Origin of the sequence: Pseudomonas sp. KU43P, assembly GCF_033095865.1 — a bacterium.
In the GTDB taxonomy this organism is placed as follows: domain Bacteria; phylum Pseudomonadota; class Gammaproteobacteria; order Pseudomonadales; family Pseudomonadaceae; genus Aquipseudomonas.
On record NZ_AP019365.1, the window covers coordinates 1,059,898 to 1,080,921 of the forward strand.

At 63.3% G+C, this 21,024-nt stretch carries 18 protein-coding genes and 1 pseudogene; 5 read left to right on the top strand and 14 right to left on the bottom strand.

The window, feature by feature from the left end:
- Positions 1 to 2 precede the first annotated feature (2 nt).
- Positions 3 to 1,409 (bottom strand): NAD(P)/FAD-dependent oxidoreductase, encoded by a 1,407-nt coding sequence (locus KU43P_RS04760; RefSeq protein ID WP_317661280.1) that lies wholly within the window; start codon positions 1,407 to 1,409, stop codon positions 3 to 5.
- 64 nt (positions 1,410 to 1,473) lie between these two features.
- A complete protein-coding gene (locus KU43P_RS04765; protein WP_317661281.1) occupies positions 1,474 to 2,283 on the bottom strand; it encodes an AraC family transcriptional regulator in 810 nt (269 codons plus the stop codon).
- A gap of 240 nt (positions 2,284 to 2,523) precedes the next feature.
- Here KU43P_RS04765 and KU43P_RS04770 point away from each other — a divergent pair, with 240 nt between their 5' ends.
- Positions 2,524 to 3,411 carry a hypothetical protein gene (locus KU43P_RS04770; RefSeq protein ID WP_317661282.1) on the top strand — a complete coding sequence of 296 codons (888 nt, stop codon included), beginning with the start codon at positions 2,524 to 2,526 and terminating at the stop codon, positions 3,409 to 3,411.
- Positions 3,412 to 3,603: 192 nt separating this feature from the next.
- Here KU43P_RS04770 and KU43P_RS04775 read toward each other — a convergent pair whose 3' ends face one another.
- The 9 genes and pseudogenes from KU43P_RS04775 to KU43P_RS04815 all read right to left on the bottom strand — a co-directional run bounded on the left by KU43P_RS04775 (position 3,604) and on the right by KU43P_RS04815 (position 14,147).
- Complete coding sequence (locus KU43P_RS04775) at positions 3,604 to 4,572, bottom strand: peptide ABC transporter ATP-binding protein (RefSeq protein ID WP_317661283.1); 969 nt, start codon at positions 4,570 to 4,572, stop codon at positions 3,604 to 3,606.
- Complete coding sequence (locus KU43P_RS04780) at positions 4,572 to 5,540, bottom strand: ABC transporter ATP-binding protein (protein WP_317661284.1); 969 nt, start codon at positions 5,538 to 5,540, stop codon at positions 4,572 to 4,574. Before KU43P_RS04780 ends, KU43P_RS04775 begins: the two co-directional genes overlap by 1 nt.
- Positions 5,541 to 5,550: 10 nt before the next feature.
- A complete protein-coding gene (locus KU43P_RS04785) occupies positions 5,551 to 6,477 on the bottom strand; it encodes an ABC transporter permease subunit (protein ID WP_317661285.1) in 927 nt (308 codons plus the stop codon).
- A gap of 10 nt (positions 6,478 to 6,487) precedes the next feature.
- Positions 6,488 to 7,498, bottom strand: a complete 1,011-nt coding sequence (locus KU43P_RS04790) for an ABC transporter permease subunit (protein WP_317661286.1) — start codon at positions 7,496 to 7,498, stop codon at positions 6,488 to 6,490.
- 76 nt (positions 7,499 to 7,574) lie between these two features.
- Positions 7,575 to 9,170 carry an ABC transporter substrate-binding protein gene (locus KU43P_RS04795; RefSeq protein ID WP_317661287.1) on the bottom strand — a complete coding sequence of 532 codons (1,596 nt, stop codon included), beginning with the start codon at positions 9,168 to 9,170 and terminating at the stop codon, positions 7,575 to 7,577.
- 73 nt (positions 9,171 to 9,243) lie between these two features.
- Positions 9,244 to 10,623: an OprD family porin gene (locus KU43P_RS04800; RefSeq protein WP_317661288.1), complete on the bottom strand. Its 1,380-nt coding sequence runs from the start codon at positions 10,621 to 10,623 to the stop codon at positions 9,244 to 9,246.
- A gap of 259 nt (positions 10,624 to 10,882) precedes the next feature.
- Positions 10,883 to 11,335: pseudogene (locus KU43P_RS04805) on the bottom strand (ABC transporter substrate-binding protein); the annotation flags it as partial.
- A gap of 126 nt (positions 11,336 to 11,461) precedes the next feature.
- Entirely contained in the window at positions 11,462 to 13,087 is a 1,626-nt protein-coding gene (locus KU43P_RS04810) for an ABC transporter substrate-binding protein (RefSeq protein WP_317661289.1), read from the bottom strand.
- A gap of 343 nt (positions 13,088 to 13,430) precedes the next feature.
- On the bottom strand, positions 13,431 to 14,147 hold the full coding sequence (locus KU43P_RS04815) for an SIMPL domain-containing protein (RefSeq protein WP_317661290.1): 717 nt from the start codon (positions 14,145 to 14,147) through the stop codon (positions 13,431 to 13,433).
- Between the two features lie 202 nt (positions 14,148 to 14,349).
- Here KU43P_RS04815 and KU43P_RS04820 point away from each other — a divergent pair, with 202 nt between their 5' ends.
- From KU43P_RS04820 to KU43P_RS04835, 4 genes are all read left to right on the top strand, one after another.
- Positions 14,350 to 15,606: an ATP-binding protein gene (locus KU43P_RS04820; protein WP_317661291.1), complete on the top strand. Its 1,257-nt coding sequence runs from the start codon at positions 14,350 to 14,352 to the stop codon at positions 15,604 to 15,606.
- Positions 15,606 to 16,166, top strand: a complete 561-nt coding sequence (locus tag KU43P_RS04825) for a response regulator transcription factor (protein ID WP_015269045.1) — start codon at positions 15,606 to 15,608, stop codon at positions 16,164 to 16,166. Before KU43P_RS04820 ends, KU43P_RS04825 begins: the two co-directional genes overlap by 1 nt.
- A 425-nt stretch (positions 16,167 to 16,591) precedes the next feature.
- Complete coding sequence (locus tag KU43P_RS04830) at positions 16,592 to 17,533, top strand: AEC family transporter (protein WP_317661292.1); 942 nt, start codon at positions 16,592 to 16,594, stop codon at positions 17,531 to 17,533.
- Between the two features lie 51 nt (positions 17,534 to 17,584).
- Positions 17,585 to 18,946 carry an amino acid permease gene (locus KU43P_RS04835; RefSeq protein WP_317661293.1) on the top strand — a complete coding sequence of 454 codons (1,362 nt, stop codon included), beginning with the start codon at positions 17,585 to 17,587 and terminating at the stop codon, positions 18,944 to 18,946.
- Positions 18,947 to 19,037: 91 nt separating this feature from the next.
- On the opposite strand, the gene KU43P_RS04840 is transcribed toward KU43P_RS04835, so the two are convergent.
- The 3 genes from KU43P_RS04840 to KU43P_RS04850 all read right to left on the bottom strand — a co-directional run bounded on the left by KU43P_RS04840 (position 19,038) and on the right by KU43P_RS04850 (position 20,899).
- Entirely contained in the window at positions 19,038 to 19,409 is a 372-nt protein-coding gene (locus KU43P_RS04840; protein WP_317661294.1) for a carboxymuconolactone decarboxylase family protein, read from the bottom strand.
- 10 nt (positions 19,410 to 19,419) lie between these two features.
- The gene (locus KU43P_RS04845; protein WP_317663732.1) at positions 19,420 to 20,463 is read right to left on the bottom strand and encodes a calcium/sodium antiporter; all 1,044 of its coding nucleotides are present in this window, start codon (positions 20,461 to 20,463) and stop codon (positions 19,420 to 19,422) included.
- Positions 20,464 to 20,524: 61 nt separating this feature from the next.
- Complete coding sequence (locus KU43P_RS04850; RefSeq protein ID WP_043172448.1) at positions 20,525 to 20,899, bottom strand: septal ring lytic transglycosylase RlpA family protein; 375 nt, start codon at positions 20,897 to 20,899, stop codon at positions 20,525 to 20,527.
- Positions 20,900 to 21,024 lie beyond the last annotated feature (125 nt).

Consider the following 21,024-nt stretch of genomic DNA (forward strand, 5'->3'; position numbering starts at 1 on the left):
AGTCAGTGCATGAAGCCTTCCATGAAGTCCGCGAGCGAGCTGGCCAGGCGCCGCCTCCAGGGCGCGCTGGCGGGGTTGGCGAGGGTCCGGTCCTCGTGGACGAAACTCTGGATGATGGCGTTGTAGCCCAGCCAGCGGCAGGGTTCTGGCGGCCAGCTGGCCAGGCTCGACAGCGGGCGGTTGTCGAGCACCCAGGGCTGGGCGGTCAGTTCGTTGTGCTGGTTGAGGATCAGTGCTGCCAAGGTGCGCCCACCCAGGTTTGTGGCGCCGACGCCTTCGCCGCCGTAGCCGCCGGACAGGGCGATACCGCGCTGGCGGTCGCACAGCATGTGCGGGCGGAAACGCCGGGCCATGCCCAAGTTGCCGCCCCAGGTATGGGTGATGCGCACGTGCTTGAGCTGCGGGAAGAGTTCGCTGAACAGGTAGCGGCGCAGCTCCACTTCGGCTTCGGTCAGGGTGAAGTTCTCGCGCAGCCGGCCGCCGAAGCGGTAGCCGCCACGGGCGCCGAACACCAGGCGGTTGTCGGCGGTGCGCTGGCCATAGGTGACCTGGCGGCTGTTTTCGCTGAACGCTTGACCTTGGGCCAGGCCGATCTGTTGCCAGGTCGACTCGGGCAGTGGTTCGGTGGCGACCAGCAGGCTTTGCACGGGGAGCTGGTGCTTGCCCAGGGGCGGCAGGCTGGCAGCGTAGCCTTCGACTGCAGGCACCATCCATTGGCAGCGCAGGCGGGCCAGCGGAGTGCGCACTTCGCCAGGCTGCCAGTCGATGGCCGGGGTGTTTTCATAGATGGGCACGCCCAGCGCCTCTACCGCCCGGGCCAGCCCTCGCACCAGCTTGGCCGGCTGGATGGTCGCGGTGTGCGGGCTGTAGATGGCGCCATAGGCATTGCTCACCCGCAACTGCGCCGCCAGTTGTTCGGGGCCGAGCCAGCGGTAGTCCTCCTCGCGCATGCCCTGGCTGTACAGGTCATCAAGGTAGGCACGCAGGCTGCGCTCCTGTTCCGGGTAGCGGGCGGCGCAATACAGCACGCCACCTTTGCGGAAGTCGCAGTCGATGGCCTCGCGCTGCAGCACGGCATGAACTTCATCGGGGATGCCTTGCAGCAGGTCGATGCTGGCGCGTCGCTGCTGAGGCGACAGGCTGGCCAGCAGGCGGTCTTCGCCGAGCATGTTGCCCATCAGCCAGCCGCCGTTGCGCCCGGAGGCACCGAAGCCGGCGATATTGGCTTCGATCACGGCGATATTCAGGTGCGGGGCCTGGCGCTTGAGGTAGTAGGCGGTCCACAAGCCCGTGTAGCCGGCGCCGATGATGCACACGTCCAGGTCGAGGTCTTCGCGCAGGGCCGGGCGGGCGCACAGCGGCTCGTCGAGCTGGTCCATCCACAGGCTGAGCGTGCGCAGGGGTTGCATTGGGTTCGGCTCCACATCCGTCTAGGTCTGTGGGCGATGCTAGTGGGGTTGGCGGATGGCTGTCCTACGTGCGTGCACGCAGGGAATTTTGCTTGAGGTAGGCCTTGGGCGTGAGCCCGGTGTGCTCGCGGAAGCACTTGTAGAACGCCGACAGGGAGTTGAAGCCGGCGCTGAATGCCAGGTCGTCGATCGACGCCGCACGGCTGTGGTCGCCAAGGCTGGCCATCAGGTGTTGCAGGCGCGCCTGGTTGACGTAGCGGTAGAAGCTCTGGCCGAGCACCTGGTTGAGCAGATAGGAGATCTGGTTGCGGCTGTAGCCGCTGGCATCGGCCACTTGTTGCAGGTCCAGTTCTGGGTCGAGGTACGGGCGCTTGCGCTGGAAGTAGTGCTCCAGGTCCTGGGCCATGGTTGACAGCTGCCGGGGCGACAGGCCCAGGCGGCTGGTAGCCGGGCGCGGGCCGCTGCGGGTCAGCCCCGGGCTGTTCTGTCGGACCAGCGTGGCGTATTCGTTGACCCGCCAGATAAGCCCGTCCCTGACCGTGATCGCTTCGCTCGACTGGAAGGCCACCAGGCCTTCGCCACCCTGTACCGTGACCTGGTACTGGATGAACGCGGTGCAGCCATCGACACGGATGCGGTCGCTGTGGACGATGTCTTCGCCAGCCTCGTGCGGCAAGCAGGCGCGCACGTAGTCGCGCAGTTCGCGATACCCGAGCACGCGGTTCTGGAAGAAGTCGTGGTACTGGATCTCGGGGTGATAGAGCGCGATCACGCCGTCGAGGTCGCGGTGCTTCCAGCACAGGTGGTAGCGCAGGACCGTTTCGGCGGTGATCGGCGTTTGTTCGGGGCCGTCGGGGAGTGTGTTCGGGCTCATGCGCAGATAGTGCCGAGGGGCGGGAATGGAGGCAAGTCAGTGCCGGCCATTTCGCGGGGCTCGCATTGCATAAACCCTGAGCCATTAGCCGTAATCCGGGATTTTTGCACGATGTAAAAACAGCGAGTGAGGCTAAACCCTTGAATTTGCTGAAAGTCATTTTTTGACACATTTGGCACAGCCTCTGCACCGGTAATAGCGCGACTGGTCTTGCTGCTCACAACAAAAGGCGAAAATCACATGATCCCCTCTGCCGAATACCCCTATGCCGATGCTCAGTCCCGCTCAGGCGTGTCCTGGGCGGCCATCTTTGCCGGTGCCGCTGCGGCGGCGTCCCTTTCCCTGATCCTGGTAGTACTCGGTGCAGGTCTCGGCTTTGCCGCCACCTCGCCCTGGGCGAATGAAGGTGCCAGCGCCAAGGCGTTAGGTATCTCGACGATCATCTGGCTGTTGCTGACCCAGATCCTCGCCTCCGGCCTGGGTGGCTACATTGCCGGTCGCCTGCGGGTGAAGTGGGCCAACCTGCACGGTGATGAGGTGTATTTCCGTGACACGGCCCATGGCTTCCTGGCTTGGGCGGTTGCCACGCTGGTGGCAGCCATGTTGATCGTGAGTACCGCCGGTGGCCTTGCGAGTGCCGGTATTCAAGCCGGGGCGAGTGCCGTGGGCGCTGCCGCGAGCATGGCACCTAAGCCTGACCCCAACGCCTATTTCGTCGACAGCCTGTTCCGTGGCGACGGCCCGGCTCCGGTAAGCGAGGATGCCGCCAACGGCATCGCGGCGCGGATCATCGCCAAGTCGATCACGCAGGGAACGCTTGAAGAAGGCGACCGTGCCTACCTGGCGCAGCTGGTGGCGCAACGTACTCGCTTGAGTCAGCCCGAGGCCGAAGCACGGGTGGATCAGGTGTTCGCACAGGTGCAACAGGCCAAAGTACAAGCCAAGCAGGCGGCCGATACCGCAGCCAAAGTGGCGGCATGGACCGCGCTGTGGACATTCGTTGCGCTGTTGTGTGGGGCGTTCTTTGCCAGCCTGGCCGCGCTGTTCGGTGGCCGTCAGCGTGACCGTGTGCTGTGGCTGGAAGGGGAAGGGGTGGAATACACCGCGCGTCGTACCGTTCAACGTTGAGGAAGGAGAAACGTCATGCGCTCATTACTGCTGTGGATGCTTGGGGTACCGATTCCGGTGATCATCCTGATCGCGATATTCATGCATTGAGATCGTCGGGGCCGCTTTGCGGCCTATCGCCGGCAAGCCGGCTCCCACAGGGGCATCACTGTTACCTGTGGGAGCCGGCTTGCTGGTGAAGGCGATGCGGGGCTAGAGGAACTGCTCGGCGTAGTGACAGGCTACTTGGCGTGTACCTACCTGCCGAAACGCTGGCACTTCCTTGGCACAGCGCTCCGTGGCATACGGGCAGCGCTTGTGAAACGCGCACCCATCCGGCGGGTTCAACGGGTTGGGCAACTCCCCGGCAATGCGGATCTTCGGCTTCAACGGGTCCGGATGAATCGCCGGAGTGGCCGACAACAACGCCTGCGTATACGGATGCAGCGGCTTCTCGTAGATATCCTCCTTGGGCCCCATCTCCGCCGGCCGGCCCAGGTACATCACCAGTACCTGGTCCGCTACATGGCGCACCACCGCCAGGTTGTGGGAGATGAATACATAGGCCGTGTTGAATTCCTTCTGCAAGTCCATGAACAGGTTAAGCACCTGCGCCTGGATCGACACGTCCAGTGCCGAGGTCGGCTCGTCCGCCACCAGCACTTTTGGTTGCAGCATCATCGCCCGGGCCAGGGCGATGCGCTGGCGCTGACCACCGGAGAACATGTGCGGATAACGCTGATAGTGCTCGGGGCGAAGGCCGACCTGTTCCATCATCTTCTGCACTTTCTCACGCCGCTCCGTCTTGCTCAGCGCGGTATTGATCAGCAGCGGTTCGGCCAACTGGTCGCCGATCTTCTGCCGTGGGTTGAGCGAGGCGTAGGGGCTCTGGAACACCATCTGCACATCGCGGCGCAGTTGCTTGCGCTCTTGCTTGCTGGCGCCCTTGACCTCGGTGCCGGCAATCTGCAGCGAACCCGAGGAGGGCTCCTCGATCAGGGTCAGGGCACGTGCCAGGGTCGACTTGCCACACCCGGACTCTCCGACCACGGCCAGGGTCTTGCCTGCCTCCAGTTCGAACGACACGCCATTGAGTGCTCGCACCAGGGCGTGGCCCTTGAACAGGCCGCGTGAAACCTCGTAATGCCGGGTCAGCTCCCGTGCGGTTAGAACGACGGCCATCACGCCACCTCCTGGTTCAGCGGGTAGAAGCAACGCACCAGGCTGTGGGCCTGGGGATCGAGGGTGGGGCGCTGGCGCCGGCAGTTGTCCTGCACGTACGGGCAGCGCGGTGACAGCAGGCAGCCGTCGGGGCGGTCGTAGCGGCCGGGGACGATGCCGGGCAGGGTAGCCAGGCGTTCGGCGCCGATGCTGTGCTCGGGGATCGCCGCCAGCAGCGCTTCGCTGTAGGGGTGGGCCGGGACGTCGAACAGCTGCGGCACCTGGCCCACTTCCACGGCCTGGCCGGCATACATCACGCATACGCGCTTGGCGGTTTCCGCGACCACGGCGAGGTCGTGGGTGATCAGGATGAGCGCCATGTTGCGCTCCTTCTGCAGGTTCACCAGCAGCTCCATGATCTGCGCCTGGATGGTCACGTCCAGCGCGGTGGTCGGCTCGTCCGCGATCAGGAGCTTGGGCTCGCCGGCAATCGCCATGGCGATCGCCACGCGTTGGCTCATGCCGCCCGAGAGTTGGTGCGGGTAGGCGTCCAGGCGACTTTCGGCGGCCGGGATCTCGACTTTTTTCAGCAGCTCCAGGGCGCGCTGGCGTGCAGCCTTGCCCTTGAGCCCCAGGTGCTGGCGCAGCACCTCCTCGATCTGGAAGCCGACGGTGTAGCTCGGGTTGAGCGCGGTCATCGGGTCCTGGAAGATCATCGCGATGTCCTTGCCCACCACCTTGCGCCGCTGGCGGCCGCTGAGCTTGAGCATGTCGGTGCCGTCGAAGCTGAGGGTGTCGGCGGTGATGCGCCCCGGCGCGTCGATCAGGCCCATGAGGGCCATCATGGTCACCGACTTGCCCGAGCCGGATTCGCCGACGATGGCCAGGATCTCGCCAGCTTCGACCGACAGGTCCAGGCCGTCGACCACGGGTACGGCATTGGCGTCGCCGAAGCGCACGTTCAGGTTGTTGATCTGCAACAGTGACATGGCGCTCTCCTCAGGCGGCGTTCTTGAGTTTCGGGTCCAGCGCATCGCGCAGGCCGTCGCCCATCAGGTTGATTGCCAGCACACTGAGCAGAATCGTCAGGCCGGGCAGGCTCACCACCCACCAGGCGCGTTCGATGTAGTCACGCGCCGAAGCCAGCATGGTGCCCCACTCCGGGGTCGGCGGCTGCACGCCCAGGCCCAGGAAGCCCAGCGCGGCGGCATCGAGAATGGCGGAGGAAAAGCTCAGGGTGGCCTGCACGATCAGCGGCGCCATGCAGTTGGGCAGCACGGTGACGAACATCAGCCGCGGCAGGCTGGCCCCGGCCAGGCGTGCGGCGGTGACGTAGTCGCGGTTGAGCTCGCCCATCACGGCGGCGCGGGTGAGGCGCACATAAGAGGGCAGGGAGACGATGGCGATGGCGATCACCGTGTTGATCAGGCCAGGGCCGAGGATCGCGACAATCGCCACGGCCAGCAGCAGCGACGGCAGGGCCAGCATCACGTCCATCAAACGCATGATCGACGGGCCGAGGATGTGCGGGAAGAAGCCGGCCAACAGGCCCAGGAGGATGCCGGGAATCAGCGACATCACTACCGAGGAAAGGCCGATCAGCAGCGACAGCCGCGCGCCCTGGATCAACCGCGAGAGCAGGTCGCGGCCCAGTTCGTCGGTGCCGAGGATGAACTGCCAGTTGCCGCCTTCGAGCCACACCGGTGGCGTCAGCAGGAAGTCGCGGTATTGCTCGCTCGGGTCGTGCGGGGCGACCCACGGCGCGAACAGGGCGCAGAACACCACCAGGCACATGAAGGCCAGGCCCATTACCGCGCCCTTGTTGCGCGAGAAGGCCTGCCAGAACTCTTTGTACGGTGAGGGGTAGAGCAGGCTCTGGTCCACCGGGTTGGCCGGCGCGACGGATTTCGGGATCGGGCTAGTCATGACGAGGGCCTCAGCGCTGATGACGGATGCGTGGGTTGGCCAGGCCGTAGAGGATGTCCACGACGAAGTTGACCAGGATCACCAGGCAGGCGATCAACAGGATGCCGTTCTGGACCACGGGGTAGTCACGGGCACCGATGGCTTCGATCAGCCATTTGCCGATGCCCGGCCAGGAAAAGATGGTTTCGGTGAGCACGGCACCGGCCAGCAGGGTGCCGATCTGCAGGCCGAACACCGTCAGTACCGGCACCAGCGCGTTGCGCAGGCCGTGCACGAACACCACACGGGCCGGCGAGAGGCCCTTGGCGCGGGCGGTACGGATGTAGTCCTCGCGCAGCACTTCAAGCATCGACGAGCGGGTCATGCGGGCAATTACCGCCAGCGGGATGGTGCCCAGCACGATGGCCGGCAGGATCAGGTGCATCACCGCATCCTTGAATGCGCCTTCTTCGTCGCTGAGCAGGGTATCGATGAGCATGAAGCCGGTTTTCGGCTCGATGTCGTAGAGCAGATCGATGCGCCCTGAGACCGGCGTCCAGCCCAGGCTCACCGAGAAGAACATGATCAGAATCAGGCCCCACCAGAATATCGGCATGGAATAGCCGGCGAGCGAGATGCCCATCACCCCATGGTCGAACAGCGAGCCGCGCTTGAGGGCGGCGATCACACCGGCCAGCAGGCCTACGGTGCCAGCGAACAGCAAGGCGGCGAACGACAGTTCCAGGGTGGCCGGGAACAAGGTGAGGAACTCGGTCCACACGCTCTCGCGGGTGCGCAGGGATTCACCCAGGTCGCCCTGGGCCAGCTTGCCGACGTAGTCCAGGTACTGGACCGGTAGCGGCTTGTTCAAGCCCAGGCGCTCCATGGCCTGGGCATGCATCTCGGGGTCGACCCTGCGCTCGCCCATCATCACTTCCACCGGGTCGCCGGGGATCAGGCGTATGAGCGCGAAGGTCAGCAAGGTGATGCCGAAGAAAGTCGGAATCAGCAAGCCCAGGCGCCGGGCAATAAAACTCAACATTGTCGGGGTTACCTCATCAGCCGTTGTACGGCGGTGCCGCCGGTGCCCGTGTGGGTTGCCGGCGATCGTTGTTGTTCTACTTCACCTTGGTGGTGGCGAAGTTGTTGTTGGTCAGAGGGTTGATCACGTAACCCTCCACGTTTTCACGCATGGCGGTGAACATCTTCGGATGGGCCATGCTGATCCAGGGTTGATCGTCATCGTACACCTTCAATGCCTCGGCATAGAGCCTTGCGCGTTCGTCGTTGTCGATCACTTCGCGGGCGCGAGTGATCAGGTCCTGGAATTTCGAGTTGCACCAGCGGGCGTAGTTCTCGCCGTTGCTGGCGGCTTCGCAGCTCAGCAGCGGGCTGAGGAAATTGTCCGGGTCGCCGTTGTCGCTGGCCCAGCCGGTGGACACCAGGTCGGCCTCGCCTTTCTTGGCACGGCGCAGCATTTCAGCCCACTCCATCACGCGGATATCCAGCGTGAGGCCGATCTGCTTGAGGTCGGCCTGGAGCATTTCGGCGGACAGGCGCGGATTGGGGTTGGTGGGGCCGCCGCCGTTGCGGGTGAACAGGGTGATCACCGTGCCTGGTGGCAAGCCAGCTTCCTTGAGTAGTTCACGGGCCTTGTTCAGGTCGCGGGGTGGGTTCTTGTTATCGGTGTTGTAGCCGATCATGGTCGGTGGGTACGGGTTTACCCCGACCAGCGCATTACCCTTGCCGAACAGCTGATCGACGTGGGTCTGACGGTCGAAGGCCATGTCGATGGCTTTGCGCACACGTACGTCGCTCAAGTACTTGTGCTGGGTGTTCATGGCGATGTAACCGGTGACCAGGGCTTCGGTCTCGGCCACCTTGAGCCTGGGGTCGGCCTTGATCGAGGGAACGTCGTCCGGTTTGGGGTACAGCGCCACCTGGCATTCGTTGGCGCGCAGCTTCTGCAGGCGCACGTTGCTGTCGGTGGCGATGGCGAAGATCAGCGCATCGCTTGGCGGCTTGCCGCGGAAGTAGTCAGGGTTGGGTTTGAAGCGGACCTGGGCGTCCTTGTTGTAGCGCTGGAAGATGAACGGGCCGGTGCCGATCGGCTTGCTGTTGAGCTCGGCCGTCTTGCCGGCCTTGAGCAGTTGGTCGCCGTATTCGGCAGAGTAGATCGAGGTGAAGCCCATGGCCATGTCCCGCAGGAAGGGGGCTTCCGGGCGCGTGAGGGTGATGACCACGGTGTGGTCGTCGGTCTTGGCCACCGACTTGAGCAAGTCCTTGAAGGCCATGCTTTCGAAGTACGGATAGCCGACGCTGGTCTTGGCGTGCCAGGGGTGGTTCGGGTCGAACTGGCGGTTCAGGCTCCACAGCACGTCGTCGGCGTTGAAGTCGCGGGTCGGCGTGAAGTAGTCGGTGGTGTGGAACTTCACACCTTGGCGCAGGTGGAAGGTGTAGGTCAGGCCGTCGGGCGAGATGTCCCAGCGCTCGGCCAAGGCCGGCTGGATGTCGGTGGTGCCGGGCTTGAAGTCGACCAGGCGGTTGAACACCGTTTCGGATGAGGCATCGAAGGTGACCGCCGTGGTGTACTGAACGACGTCGAAGCCTTCCGGGCTGGCTTCGGTGCACACTACCAAGGGCTTGGCCGCCAGTTGCCCGGCCGTGCCAAGAATGATCGCGGCCAGGGCCGCGCGCAGTGCTAGCGATGTCATGGAACCTCCCTGCTGCATTGATTCTCCAGCGTAGCCGCCACGGCTCGGGGCGAGCGGGCCGTGGCGTCAACGGTCAGAGGATGTTGAACGGAATGGTGGTGACGATGCGCAGCTCGTCCAGGCTGCCATCGCCCTGGGCCTTGCTGGCGCGGTGTGCGGTGTAGGTGGCGCGGATGCTGGTGTCTTTCAGCGGGCCGCTCTGCACCGCGTAGCTGGTGCCGATGCCCCACTCGTAGTGGGTCTCGCCGTCGAGGCCATTCACGTCATAGGCGGTGCCACGGTAGTGGGTGCCGTCGATGCCCCAGCCGCGGGCGTTGTACAGATTGAACTTGAGGCCTGGCACGCCATAGGGCGCCATGTTCAGCACGTACGAGAGCTGCAGGGATTTCTCGTTGGGGCCGTTGAAGTCCGAGAGCAGCGAGTTGGCCAGGTAGATGCCGTTGGTTTCGTGCAGGTAGTCGAAGTATTCGTTGCCGTTGACCTGCTGCCACGATGCCGTGAGGGTGTGCGCCTGGTGGGTCAGGCCGAACGACAGGCTGTAGGTGTCGTTGTCGATTTCGCCCATCTTCTTGCTGCCTTCGTCCACGGTCTTGTAGTAGTTCAGACCGGTGGTCAGGCTCAGTACCGCGTTGTCGCCCAGTACATGGTTGGCGCCGAAGTAGTACTGGTTCCAGAAGTCATCGACCTTGCTGGCGTAGAGGCTGGTGGTCAGGCTCTTGAATGGCTGGTAGTTGACCCCGGCGGTGCTGGCGCGGTCGGTTTCCACGCCGGTGGCGCTGTATTCGGTGCGGAACTTGCTCAGGCTCTGTTCGGTGCGTGGCGAGACGCGGTCGAAAGTGCCCAGGTCGAATGACAGGTTGTCGAACTCGGCGCTGTGCAGGAACGCGCCCTGGAAGCTTGAGGGCAGGGCACGGTTGCCGATGTAGGCGATCATCGGTGTATCCACCGATTGGCGGCCCACGGTCAGGGTGGTGTTGGACACGCGTGCCTTGACGTTCGCCAGGCCCATCTTGCTCCACTGGCCGACGGGGTCGCCGTCGCTGTGGGTAAGGGTGCGGTTGTTCGGCCCGGCGATGGCCGCGCGGCCCTGCTCCAGGGCGATGGCGTTGTAGCCGGCGGCTTCCACGGCGAAGCCCACGGTGCCCTGAGTGAAGCCCGAGCTGTAGTTGAGGATGGTGCCTTGCACCCAGTTGTCGCGGCTGTGTGTGTCGTGGCGCGTGCCGTCGCTCTTGTAGTACTTCCACAGTGGTGCGCGGGTGGCGCGTTCGCGGGCGTACCAGTTGCGGGTGCTGCCGGACAGGCTCTGCCCGTCGATCAAGCCCTTGGCCTGCTCTTGTTCGCTGGTGGTTTTGAGGGTGAACGGGACGTAGTCCTGGCTCTGGGTGTCGGCCTGGGCCATGGCGCAGTACGTGCCGATGGACAAAGCCAGTGCGGTGAGCGTGAAAAGTCTCAAGGTTAAAGCTCCCTTTCTGTTCTTTTAGTTATTGCCTGGCCTTGTGGGCCGGGTGATTTGCTGCGGTGTTGCCAGGGTTGCCGCGGGGTCGCCGGGCAGAATCGAGGGCGTTGTGTTGAGCCCTATCGCTGGCAAGCCAGCGCCCACAGAGGGTGCACAAGCCTCGGGATCTGTAGCGATCCCTGTGGGAGCCGGCTTGCCGGCGATAGAGCCAGTACAGGTCAGAACCTAATCAACACTCACACCGGAAAAGTCATTGGAGGGTGAACACCACTGTCAGCGGGCTGGTCTTCTCGATGGCGGCGATGTTCTTGACCAGGCCCATGTCGGTGTAGGAGGGGAATTCGGTGGGGTAGGCCTTACGGAACGGGTGGGCCTTGTCGAGCATGCGGTTGAAGGTGAACAGCACATCGTCGGCGTTGAAGTCACGGCTGGGTGTGAAGGCCTTGTTGGCGTGAAACTTCACGCCTTTGTTCAGGTGGAAGGTGTAGCGCAGGCCATCGTCGGATACGTCCCATCGGCTTGCCAGCGCCCGGTGTACGGCTGTGCCGCCGCGTTCGAATTTCACCAGGCGGTTGTAGATCGGCTTGGTGGTGTCGAAGCCGGCCGGGCTGCCCTCGGAGCAGAACACCAGGTTGTTGGCCAGCAGTGCAGGGGTCTGGCCCATGAAGCCGAGGCCGAGCAGGCTTGAATTCAAGGTGAGGTGGCGCATGTACAGGTCCTTCTCCGTCTGTTTTCACCGCCTCGGGGTAGGAAGGCCGGCAACAGGAGCCCAGCCCCGGCGCGGGTAGCGTCGGGGTGGGTGTGGTTTACGGGAGTGGGCGAGGGTTGCCCGGGGTTATTTGTCCACGCTGACGCCGTAGAACGCATTCAGCGCGAACGGACTGATCTTGAAGTCCTTCACCTTGGCGCTCATCGGCTGGTACACGGTGGAGTGGGCGATCGGGGTGATCGGCACCTGTTCCTTGAGGATGTGTTGAGCCTTCTTGTACAGCTCGGTGCGCTTGGCCTGGTCGGAGGTGGCCTTGGCTTGCTTGATCAGGTCGTCGTAGGGCTTGTAGCACCACTTGGAGAAGTTGTTGCCGTCGACCGCATCGCAACCGTAGAGGGTGCCCAGCCAGTTGTCCGGGTCACCGTTGTCGCCGCTCCAGCCGATCAGCATGGCGCCCTGTTCGCCGCCTTTGGAGCGTTTGATGTACTCGCCCCACTCGTAGCTGACGATCTTGGCCTTGATGCCGATCTTGGCCCAGTCCGATTGCAGCATCTCGGCCATCAGCTTGGCATTGGGGTTGTAGGGGCGTTGCACGGGCATGGCCCACAGGGTGATCTCGGTACCTTCCTTGACGCCGGCTTTCTTGAGCAGTTGCTTGGCTTTCTCGGGGTCGTAGGCGGCGTCCTTGATGCTGTCGTCGTAGGACCACTGGGTCGGCGGCATGCCGTTGACGGCGAGTTGGCCGGCGCCCTGATAAACCGATTCGATGATCTTCTTCTTGTCCACGGCCATGTCCAGTGCCTGGCGCACTTCAAGCTTGGCCATCGGATTGGGCTCGTTGCTGCCCTTGATCTTGTCCATCACGTTGTAGGCGATGTAGCCCAGGTTGAAGCCGGCCTGCTGCGGCATCTGCAGATTCTTGTCGGCCTTGAGCGGTTCGATGTCCGCCGGGCGCGGGAACAGGGTGACCTGGCACTCGTTCTTCTTCAGCTTCTGCATGCGCACCGAAGCGTCGGTGGTGATGGCGAAGATCAGGTTGTCGATCTTCACGTCTTCGGGCTTCCAGTAATCCTTGTTGCCCTTGAAGCGGATCTGCGCGTCCTTTTGGTACTTGCTGAACACGAACGGCCCGGTGCCGATCGGTTTCTGGTTGATGTCGGCGGCCTTGCCTTGCTTGAGCAACTGGTCGGCGTACTCGGCCGACTGAATCGAAGCGAAGCTCATCGCCAGGTTCTGAATGAACGCAGCGTCCACTTCGTTGAGGGTGAACTTGACGGTGTGATCGTCGAGCTTCTCCACCTTGGCGATGTTCTTGTCCATGCCCATGTCGGTGAAGTAGGGGAATTCGGTGGGGTAGGCCTTACGGAACGGATGGTCCTTGTCGAGCATGCGGTTGAAGGTGAACAGCACGTCGTCGGCGTTGAATTCGCGGCTGGGTTTGAAGTAGTCGGTAGTGTGGAACTTCACGCCTTCTCGCAGGTGGAAGGTGTAGGTCTTGCCGTCGTCGGCCACATCCCAGGTGGTCGCAAGACCCGGAATGACCGCGGTACCGCCGCGCTCGAACTGGGTCAGGCGGTTGAACACGGTTTCGGCCGAGGCGTCGAAGTCGGTTCCGGTGGTGTATTGCCCCGGGTCGAAGCCAGCCGGGCTGCCTTCGGAGCAGAACACCAGGTTGGACGCGGCATGGGCGAGTGGTGCGCCGGTGAGCAAGCCTGCGCCTAGCAGGAACGGAATGACTGCGTGTTTGAGCATGGTGGCCTCATTGTTGTCATTTTTGGATTGAGGTGGCCTCGTGAGCCGACCTGCGGATACTTATGCAGGGGGTGTTCCCAATGCAACACTCAGAAGGTTAGTTGGCAGTAGAAAGGTTGTACGAACGTACATGGATGTCGCATCGCTGTAACTTTCGAGGAAGTTGAACGTTTGCGCGGGCAAAATGATGGCTTTTTGCAGAATATTTCGGGGATGGGATTTCTATCAGATGCACCGTCGCAGTGCGTAGGAAAAGTCTAAAAGCTTTGTAGTCAGTGCTAGCCCAATCACTGGCAAGCCAGCGCCTGTATGGAGCCGACTTGCTCGCGATCGGGCCGCTAGGTCAAGGCATCTGCACTTCGATCAAACCATCGGCATTCATGCTGACTTCGCTGGTACCCGCTTCGATATCCGGCGCTGGCGCGGCTTCATCGGCGCCCATGGCCTTCATGGCCATCGGTGCACTGCGCAGGTAAGGGCGTGGGTAGCCACTGCTGTTGAGGTTCAGGTTGACCACTTTGTAGCCCTTGCCACCCAAGGCCTCGGTGGCCAATTGGGCGCGCGCCTTGAAGGCATCGACCGCATCCTTGAGCAACGCGTCTTCGCTGGCCTTGCGCGTGGCCGGGGCGATGGAGAAGTCCATGCCGCCCATCTTCAGGTCCTGCAGCAGCTCGGCGGTGAGCTTGGAAAGGGCAGGGAAATCGGCACTTTCCAGGCGCAACTCGGCGCGCTCGCGCCAGCCAGTGATCTTCTGGCCCTTGCTGTCGTAGATCGGGTAGCTGTTGCGGCTGCCCTGGCTGATCTTCACGTCCTTGACCTGGCGCGCCTGCTGCACCGCCTTGTTCATGGTCTCGGTGATCTGCTTGGCGAGCTTGCCGGGGTCGTTGTCCTGGGCTTCGCTATAGAGGGTCACGACCATCAGGTCGCGCGGTACTTCCTTGCTGACTTCGGCGCGCAGCGATACCTGGTTGAAGCGCGGCTCATCGGCTGCCAGCACTGGCAGGCTGGCAAGCAGGCCGCAGGACAGGATCAGGGCCGCGCCGCGACGTGGGATTTGCATGGGATACTCCTTGGCAATAATAGGCGTGGGGTCTGGCCATCCATTCCACGCATGGCCCATCAGACCGAAACCAGTGTAGTGGGTTCAAAAGTGCCATCATGAACCTGTGACAAAGTGTGGCGGTTTGCCGCATCGCTGCAGTGAAGGGCCTCGCTTCGGTATACTCCAGCCGATTTTCCTGGAGCACTCATCAGGAGAGCTCATGCTCGCCGCCGCACAACCGCTGTCCGCTACCCGTCAGAATCTCTGGCGTCTGACTGTCATTCGCGTCCTGGTCCTGGCTGCTCAGGCTGGCTCCGTGGGCGTGGCCTACTGGACCGAACTGCTGCCGCTGCCGTGGCTATCGCTGGCCGCCACGCTGGCGCTGTCATCCTTGCTGTGCGCCTTCACGGCGCTGCGCTTGCGCCTGTCGCTGCCGGTCACCGAACTTGAATACGCCCTGCAACTGGCCTGCGACCTGTTGATTCACAGTGCCTTGCTCTACTACTCCGGCGGTTCGACCAACCCGTTCGTTTCCTACTACCTGGTGCCGCTGGCGATTGCCGCGGTGACCTTGCCCTGGCTGTATTCGCTGATTCTTTCCGGCATCGCGCTGACCGCCTACAGCCTGCTGCTGGTGCAGTTCTACCCGCTCGAAGGGCTACCGATGGCGCGGGACAAGATGCAGGTCTACGGCATGTGGCTGAGCATCGCCCTGGCCGCTGCGGTCATCACTTTCTTCGCCGCACGCATGGCAGAAGAACTGCGTCGCCAGGAGAAACTGCGCTCCGAGCGCCGTGAAGAAAGCCTGCGCGACGAGCAACTGCTGGCCGTGGCCACCCAGGCTGCCGGTGCTGCCCACGAGTTGGGTACGCCACTGGCGACCATGAGCGTGCTGCTCAACGAAATGCGCCAGGATCACCCCGACCCACTGCTGCAGGAAGACCTGCAGATACTTCAGGACCAGGTCAAGCTGTGCAAGGAGACCCTGCAGCAGCTGGTACGTGCTGCCGAGGCCAACCGCCGCCTGGCGATCGTCGAGCAGGACGTCACCGCCTGGCTCGATGAAGCGCTCAACCGCTGGCACCTGATGCGCCCAGAAGCCAGCTACCGCTTCCAGCGCCTGCGCGACGGCCAGGTGCCGCGCCTGACACCGCCGCCCGACCTGACCCAGGCGTTGCTCAACCTGTTGAACAATGCCGCCGATGCCTGCCCCGACGACCTGGAAGTGCGCCTGGACTGGGACGCCCACGACATCGTCATCAGCATCCGTGACCATGGGCCCGGCGTGCCGCCGGCCATCGCCGAGGCGATCGGCAAACCTTTCATTACCACCAAAGGCAAAGGCTTCGGCCTGGGCCTGTTCTTGAGCAAGGCCAGCGTGACCCGTGCGGGCGGTTCGGTGAAACTCTATAGTCATGAACAGGGTGGCACCCTGACCGAATTGCGCCTGCCCCATGGCAAGCGAGGAGATGAATGATGAGCGAAGAAAACCAGGTCGAAGGCGAAGAGCTGCCGCACCTGCTGTTGGTGGATGACGATGCCACCTTCACCCGGGTGATGGCCCGAGCCATGAGCCGTCGCGGTTTCCGCGTGAGCACGGCGAGCTCCGCCGAAGAAGGGTTGATCCTGGCCCAGCAGGACCTGCCGGACTACGCCACGCTGGACTTGAAGATGGAAGGTGACTCGGGCCTCGTGCTGCTGCCCAAGCTGCTGGAACTGGACCCGGAAATGCGCGTGGTGATCCTGACCGGTTACTCGAGCATTGCTACCGCGGTGGAAGCGGTCAAGCGCGGGGCCTGCAACTATCTGTGCAAGCCGGCGGACGCCGATGATGTGTTGGCGGCGCTGCTGTCGGAGCATACTGACCTGGATTCCCTGGTGCCGGAAAACCCGATGTCGGTGGACCGCCTGCAGTGGGAGCACATCCAGCGCGTGCTCAACGAGCACGAGGGCAATATTTCGGCTACAGCGCGGGCGTTGGGCATGCACCGTCGGACGTTGCAGCGCAAGCTGCAGAAGCGGCCGGTCCGGCGCTGAATCGCGCTGCCTTCATCGCCGGCAAGCCGGCTCCCACAAGCTCAGCGCTGATCCCTTGTGGGAGCCGGCTTGCCGGCGATGAGGCCGGTACTGACGGAAATTTCCTAAAATTGCAGCCGATTCCGCAACTCCTGGCGCGTTGACGTATCATTAACCGCCTCAGCGCTGATCCCTTGTGGGAGCCGGCTTGCCGGCGATGAGGCCGGTACTGACGGAAATTTCCTAAAATTGCAGCCGATTCCGCAACTCCTGGCGCGTTGACGCATCATTAGCCGCCTCAGCGCTGATCCCTTGTGGGAGCCGGCTTGCCGGCGATGAGGCCGGTACTGACGGAAATTTCCTAAAATTGCAGCCGATTCCGCAACTCCTGGCGCGTTGACGTATCATTAGCCGCCTAACGGCAACCCTCCCAGGATCGCTTGCGCATGCTCGCCCTTCTCATCCAGACGCTGAACATCACGGCGCCAGTCTTCGCCATGCTGTTCATGGGCGTGCTGCTCAAACGCATCCACCTGATCGACGACAACTTCAACCGAGTTGCCTCGCAGCTGGTGTTCAACGTGTGCATGCCGGCACTGCTGTTCCTCGGCATCTACCATGCGGACCTGGCCACCGCGGTCAAGCCAGGCGTCCTTCTCTATTTCGTCGCCGCCACCCTGATAGGGTTCGCCATTGCCTGGGGCCTGGCCATCTGGCGCAGCCCACTGGCCGATCGCGGCATCTATACCCAGGGCGCGTTCCGCGGCAACAACGGTGTGATTGGCCTGGCCTTGGCCGCCAGCCTGTATGGCGACTACGGCATTTCCCTGGGGGCGGTGCTCGCGGGCCTGGTGATCCTGATGTACAACTCGCTGTCGGCCGTGGTGCTGGCGGTGTACAGCCCAGACCTGAAATCCGACCCCTGGAGCATCTGCAAGAGCATTTTCAGCAACCCGCTGATCATCAGCGTGCTGGTGGCCACGCCCATGGCCTACGGCCAGGTGCCGTTGCCCAACTGGTTGCTCACTTCAGGCGACTATCTGGCGCAGATGACCTTGCCACTGGCCTTGATCTGCATTGGCGGCACGCTATCGTTGGCGGCGCTGCGCGACAGCGGCAAACTGGCCGTCGATGCCAGCCTGGTGAAGATGGTCTGGTTGCCGCTGCTCGGCACCCTCGGTGCCTGGCTCTGCGGCTTTCGCGGGGCGGAGCTGGGGATCCTGTTCCTGTACATCGGCAGCCCGACCGCTGCGGCCAGCTATGTCATGGCACGCGCGGCCAACGGCAACCATGAGTTGGCCGCCTCGATCATCGTGATAACCACGCTAATGGCGGCGATCACCACCAATATTGGGATTTTCATCTTGCAGTGGGGCGGATGGATCTAGATCCTTCACTGCACACAACGACACTTGCCTCACTGAGCTAAAGGACACTTCATGCAAGACCAGAGCACGCCCGAGCGCTTGCAGCGCGGGCTGAAGAACCGCCATATCCAGCTGATTGCGCTGGGTGGGGCCATCGGCACCGGGTTGTTTCTGGGCATCGCCCAGACCATCCAGCTGGCCGGCCCCTCCGTGCTGCTGGGCTACGCCGTGGCTGGCCTGATGGCCTTCCTGATCATGCGCCAGCTCGGCGAAATGGTGGTCGAGGAGCCGGTGGCAGGCAGTTTCAGTCACTTCGCCCACCAGTACTGGAGCGAGTTTGCCGGCTTCGTTTCGGGCTGGAACTACTGGGTGGTATACGTGCTGGTCGGCATGGCCGAGCTCACCGCCGTGGGCATCTACGTGCAGTACTGGTGGCCGGAGTTCCCGACCTGGGCCACGGCAGCGATCTTCTTCGTGGCAATCAACCTGATCAACCTGACCCAGGTGAAGGTCTACGGCGAAATGGAGTTCTGGTTCGCCCTGGTCAAGGTGGTGGCGATCGTCAGCATGATCGGTTTCGGTGCCTGGCTGCTCGGCAGTGGCCACGGTGGCCCGGATGCCAGCGTGGCGAACCTGTGGCAGTACGGCGGGTTCTTCCCCAACGGCGTCACCGGTCTGGTGATGGCCCTGGCGGTGATCATGTTCTCCTTTGGCGGCCTGGAGCTGGTGGGCATCACCGCCGCCGAGGCAGACAACCCGCGCCAAAGCATTCCCAAGGCCACCAACCAGGTGGTGTACCGCATCCTGATCTTCTACATCGGTGCCCTGGCAGTACTGCTGTCACTGTACCCGTGGCAGAAGGTGGTGCAGGGCGGCAGCCCGTTCGTGATGATTTTCCACGAGCTGGACAGTGACCTGGTGGCGACCATCCTCAATGTCGTGGTGCTGACGGCTGCGCTGTCGGTCTACAACAGCTGCGTCTATGCCAACAGCCGTATGCTGTTCGGCCTGGCCAGCCAGGGCGATGCGCCGCGCCAGTTGCTCAAGGTCAGCCGTAGCGGTGTGCCGCTGACGGCGCTGGGCGTGTCGGCATTCGCCACGGGCTTGTGTGTACTGATCAACTATTTGATGCCGGGTGAGGCGTTCGGCCTGCTGATGGCGCTGGCGGTGTCGGCGCTGGTGATCAACTGGGCGAGCATCAGCATCACTCACCTGAAGTTCCGCAAGGCCAAGCTGGCGGCGGGGATCACTCCGTTCTACCGCAGCTGGGGGCATCCACTGACCAACTACCTGTGCCTGGCGTTCATCGTGCTGATTCTGGTGGTGATGTACCTGACCCCGCCGATCCGGATTTCGGTGATGCTGATCCCGGCGTGGATTGCCGTGCTTTATGTGGCCTTCCGCTTGAAGAAGGCGCGGCAGGCCAAGGGCTGAGGCTGCAGCGGCCCTATCGCCGGCAAGCCGGCTCCCACAGATAATCAGCAGCGCTGAGGTCGATGTGGGAGCTGGCTTGCCAGCGATAGGGTCAAGGCTGATAACTGTCGATCACTTCCTGCGCCGCCCTGAACGCATCGATCGCCGCCGGCACCCCCGCATACACTGCGCAATGCAGTAGCGCTTCGCGAATCTCCTCCACCGTGCATCCATTGTTCAATGCCCCGCGCACATGCCCTTTGAGTTCCTGTGGGCACTTGAGCGCCGTCAGCGTGGCCAGTGTGATCAGGCTGCGGGTTTTCAACGGCAGCCCGTCACGTGCCCAGACACTGCCCCAGGCATGTTCGTTGACGAAGTCCTGCAGCGGTTGGGTGAACTCGGTGGCGTTGCCCAGGGCGCGGTCGACGAATGCATCGCCCATTACCTGGCGGCGGATCTGTTCGCCGGTCTTGCTTTCAGCCATGTTGTTTTCCTTAGTGTTGGCGGCGCCAGGCGCGAACCGTGGTGAACAGCAGCACCACGCCGAGCACTGGCAGGACATAGAACAGCATCAACCGCTCCAGGCGGCCGGCCAGCGGCATGCCGGTGGTGAACGCCACCACGTGCAGGCCGTAGGCCAGGTACAGGCACAGGAACACCAACCCTTCGGCACGGGTGATCCGGTAGCCGGAGTAGAACACCGGCAGGCTCAGGGCAGCGACGCCCAGCATCACGGGCAGGTCGAAGCCCAGGGCATTGGGCGAAATGGTCAACGGTTCGGGGGTGATCAACGCGGTCAGGCCCAATACCGCCAGCAAGTTGAACAGATTGCTGCCGATGACCGTACCGACGGCAATTTCTCGCTCGCCACGCAGGGCGGCGATCAGTGCAGCGGCCAGTTCAGGCAGCGATGTGCACACCGCCACGACGGTCAGGCCGATGATGCGTTCGGACAAGCCAAGGTCGGTCGCCACCTCCACGGCAGCTTCCAGCAACAGATGGCCAGCCAGGCTCAGCAAGCCGAGGCCGAACAACACCTGCAGCAGCGTGCCTGACCAGAAGCGTGCATTGCTGCTGGCAAGCGGGCGTGGGGCGGGATAGGTGCGGGCATAGTGCCGTGACTGATGCCAGAGCATGGCCAGGTAGCCAAGCAGGCCGAGCAGCAGCAACAGGCCCTCCACTCGCCCCAGGTGGCCATTGGCTGCCAGCGCATACACCAGCCCGCTGGCGAGGATCATCAGCGGAATGTCCAGGCGCACCAGCTGGCGGGAAACACGCAATGGGATGATCAGGGCCGCCAGGCCGAGGATGACCAGTACGTTGAAAATGTTGCTGCCTATCACGCTGCCCACGGCCACGTCGGGCGCGCCCTGGTAGGCCGCCTGCAGGCTCACGGTCATCTGCGGCGCGGTGCTGCCGAATGCTACCAGGCTCAAGCCGATGATCAGCGGGCGCACATGCAGGCGCAGGGCCAGGCGCAGGGCGGCTCGCACCAGCAGTTCGGCACCGGCCACCAGCAACAGCAGGGCAGTGCCCAGTTGCAGGAGGCTGAAGGTGGGGAGGGTGGCCAGGTCGAAAATGGTCGGGGCTCCAGTGGCGTCAGTCGCTCAGACCTTGTACCCGGACGCGCGCCGTTCCGCTACGGACCATGCCGATTTTTTCTGCTGCAGCACGTGACAGGTCGATCAGCCGGCCGCGGGTATGCGGGCCGCGGTCGTTGATGCGGACCACCACGCTGCGCTTGTTGGCAAGGTTGGTGACCAGTACCCGGCTGCCGAAGGGCAGGGAGCGGTGGGCGGCAGTGAGGCCATTCTGGTTGAAGGCTTCGCCGCTGGCGGTGCGTTTGCCGTGGTGGCGCGAGCCGTAGTAGGAGGCGGTGCCGGTCTTGTCGTAACCGCTGGGGTCGATGTCTTGGCTGGCGCAGCCGGCCAGGAGGGAGAAGAGGGCGAGCGTGGTGAGGGATCGTTTTAGCAAGTCGGATGCTCCGGTGCTGCTGTTGGGGCCGCTGTGCGGCCCATCGCCGGCAAGCCGGCTCCCACAGGTGATCCTGGGAGTTGGCTTACCGGCGATCGAGGGCAAAGCCCTCGCCGCAGTTTTCA

Excerpts from the sequence above, each read along its gene's own strand:
- KU43P_RS04815 (WP_317661290.1), bottom strand. The coding sequence starts at position 14,147 with ATGCAAATCCCACGTCGCGGCGCGGCCCTGATCCTGTCCTGCGGCCTG.
- KU43P_RS04820 (WP_317661291.1), top strand. The coding sequence starts at position 14,350 with ATGCTCGCCGCCGCACAACCGCTGTCCGCTACCCGTCAGAATCTCTGG.
- KU43P_RS04825 (WP_015269045.1), top strand. The coding sequence starts at position 15,606 with ATGAGCGAAGAAAACCAGGTCGAAGGCGAAGAGCTGCCGCACCTGCTG.
- KU43P_RS04765 (WP_317661281.1), bottom strand. The coding sequence starts at position 2,283 with ATGAGCCCGAACACACTCCCCGACGGCCCCGAACAAACGCCGATCACC.
- KU43P_RS04795 (WP_317661287.1), bottom strand. The coding sequence starts at position 9,170 with ATGACATCGCTAGCACTGCGCGCGGCCCTGGCCGCGATCATTCTTGGC.
- KU43P_RS04760 (WP_317661280.1), bottom strand. The coding sequence starts at position 1,409 with ATGCAACCCCTGCGCACGCTCAGCCTGTGGATGGACCAGCTCGACGAG.
- KU43P_RS04835 (WP_317661293.1), top strand. The coding sequence starts at position 17,585 with ATGCAAGACCAGAGCACGCCCGAGCGCTTGCAGCGCGGGCTGAAGAAC.
- KU43P_RS04785 (WP_317661285.1), bottom strand. The coding sequence starts at position 6,477 with ATGACTAGCCCGATCCCGAAATCCGTCGCGCCGGCCAACCCGGTGGAC.
- KU43P_RS04780 (WP_317661284.1), bottom strand. The coding sequence starts at position 5,540 with ATGTCACTGTTGCAGATCAACAACCTGAACGTGCGCTTCGGCGACGCC.
- KU43P_RS04830 (WP_317661292.1), top strand. The coding sequence starts at position 16,592 with ATGCTCGCCCTTCTCATCCAGACGCTGAACATCACGGCGCCAGTCTTC.
- KU43P_RS04790 (WP_317661286.1), bottom strand. The coding sequence starts at position 7,498 with ATGTTGAGTTTTATTGCCCGGCGCCTGGGCTTGCTGATTCCGACTTTC.
- KU43P_RS04810 (WP_317661289.1), bottom strand. The coding sequence starts at position 13,087 with ATGCTCAAACACGCAGTCATTCCGTTCCTGCTAGGCGCAGGCTTGCTC.
- KU43P_RS04775 (WP_317661283.1), bottom strand. The coding sequence starts at position 4,572 with ATGGCCGTCGTTCTAACCGCACGGGAGCTGACCCGGCATTACGAGGTT.
- KU43P_RS04770 (WP_317661282.1), top strand. The coding sequence starts at position 2,524 with ATGATCCCCTCTGCCGAATACCCCTATGCCGATGCTCAGTCCCGCTCA.
- KU43P_RS04840 (WP_317661294.1), bottom strand. The coding sequence starts at position 19,409 with ATGGCTGAAAGCAAGACCGGCGAACAGATCCGCCGCCAGGTAATGGGC.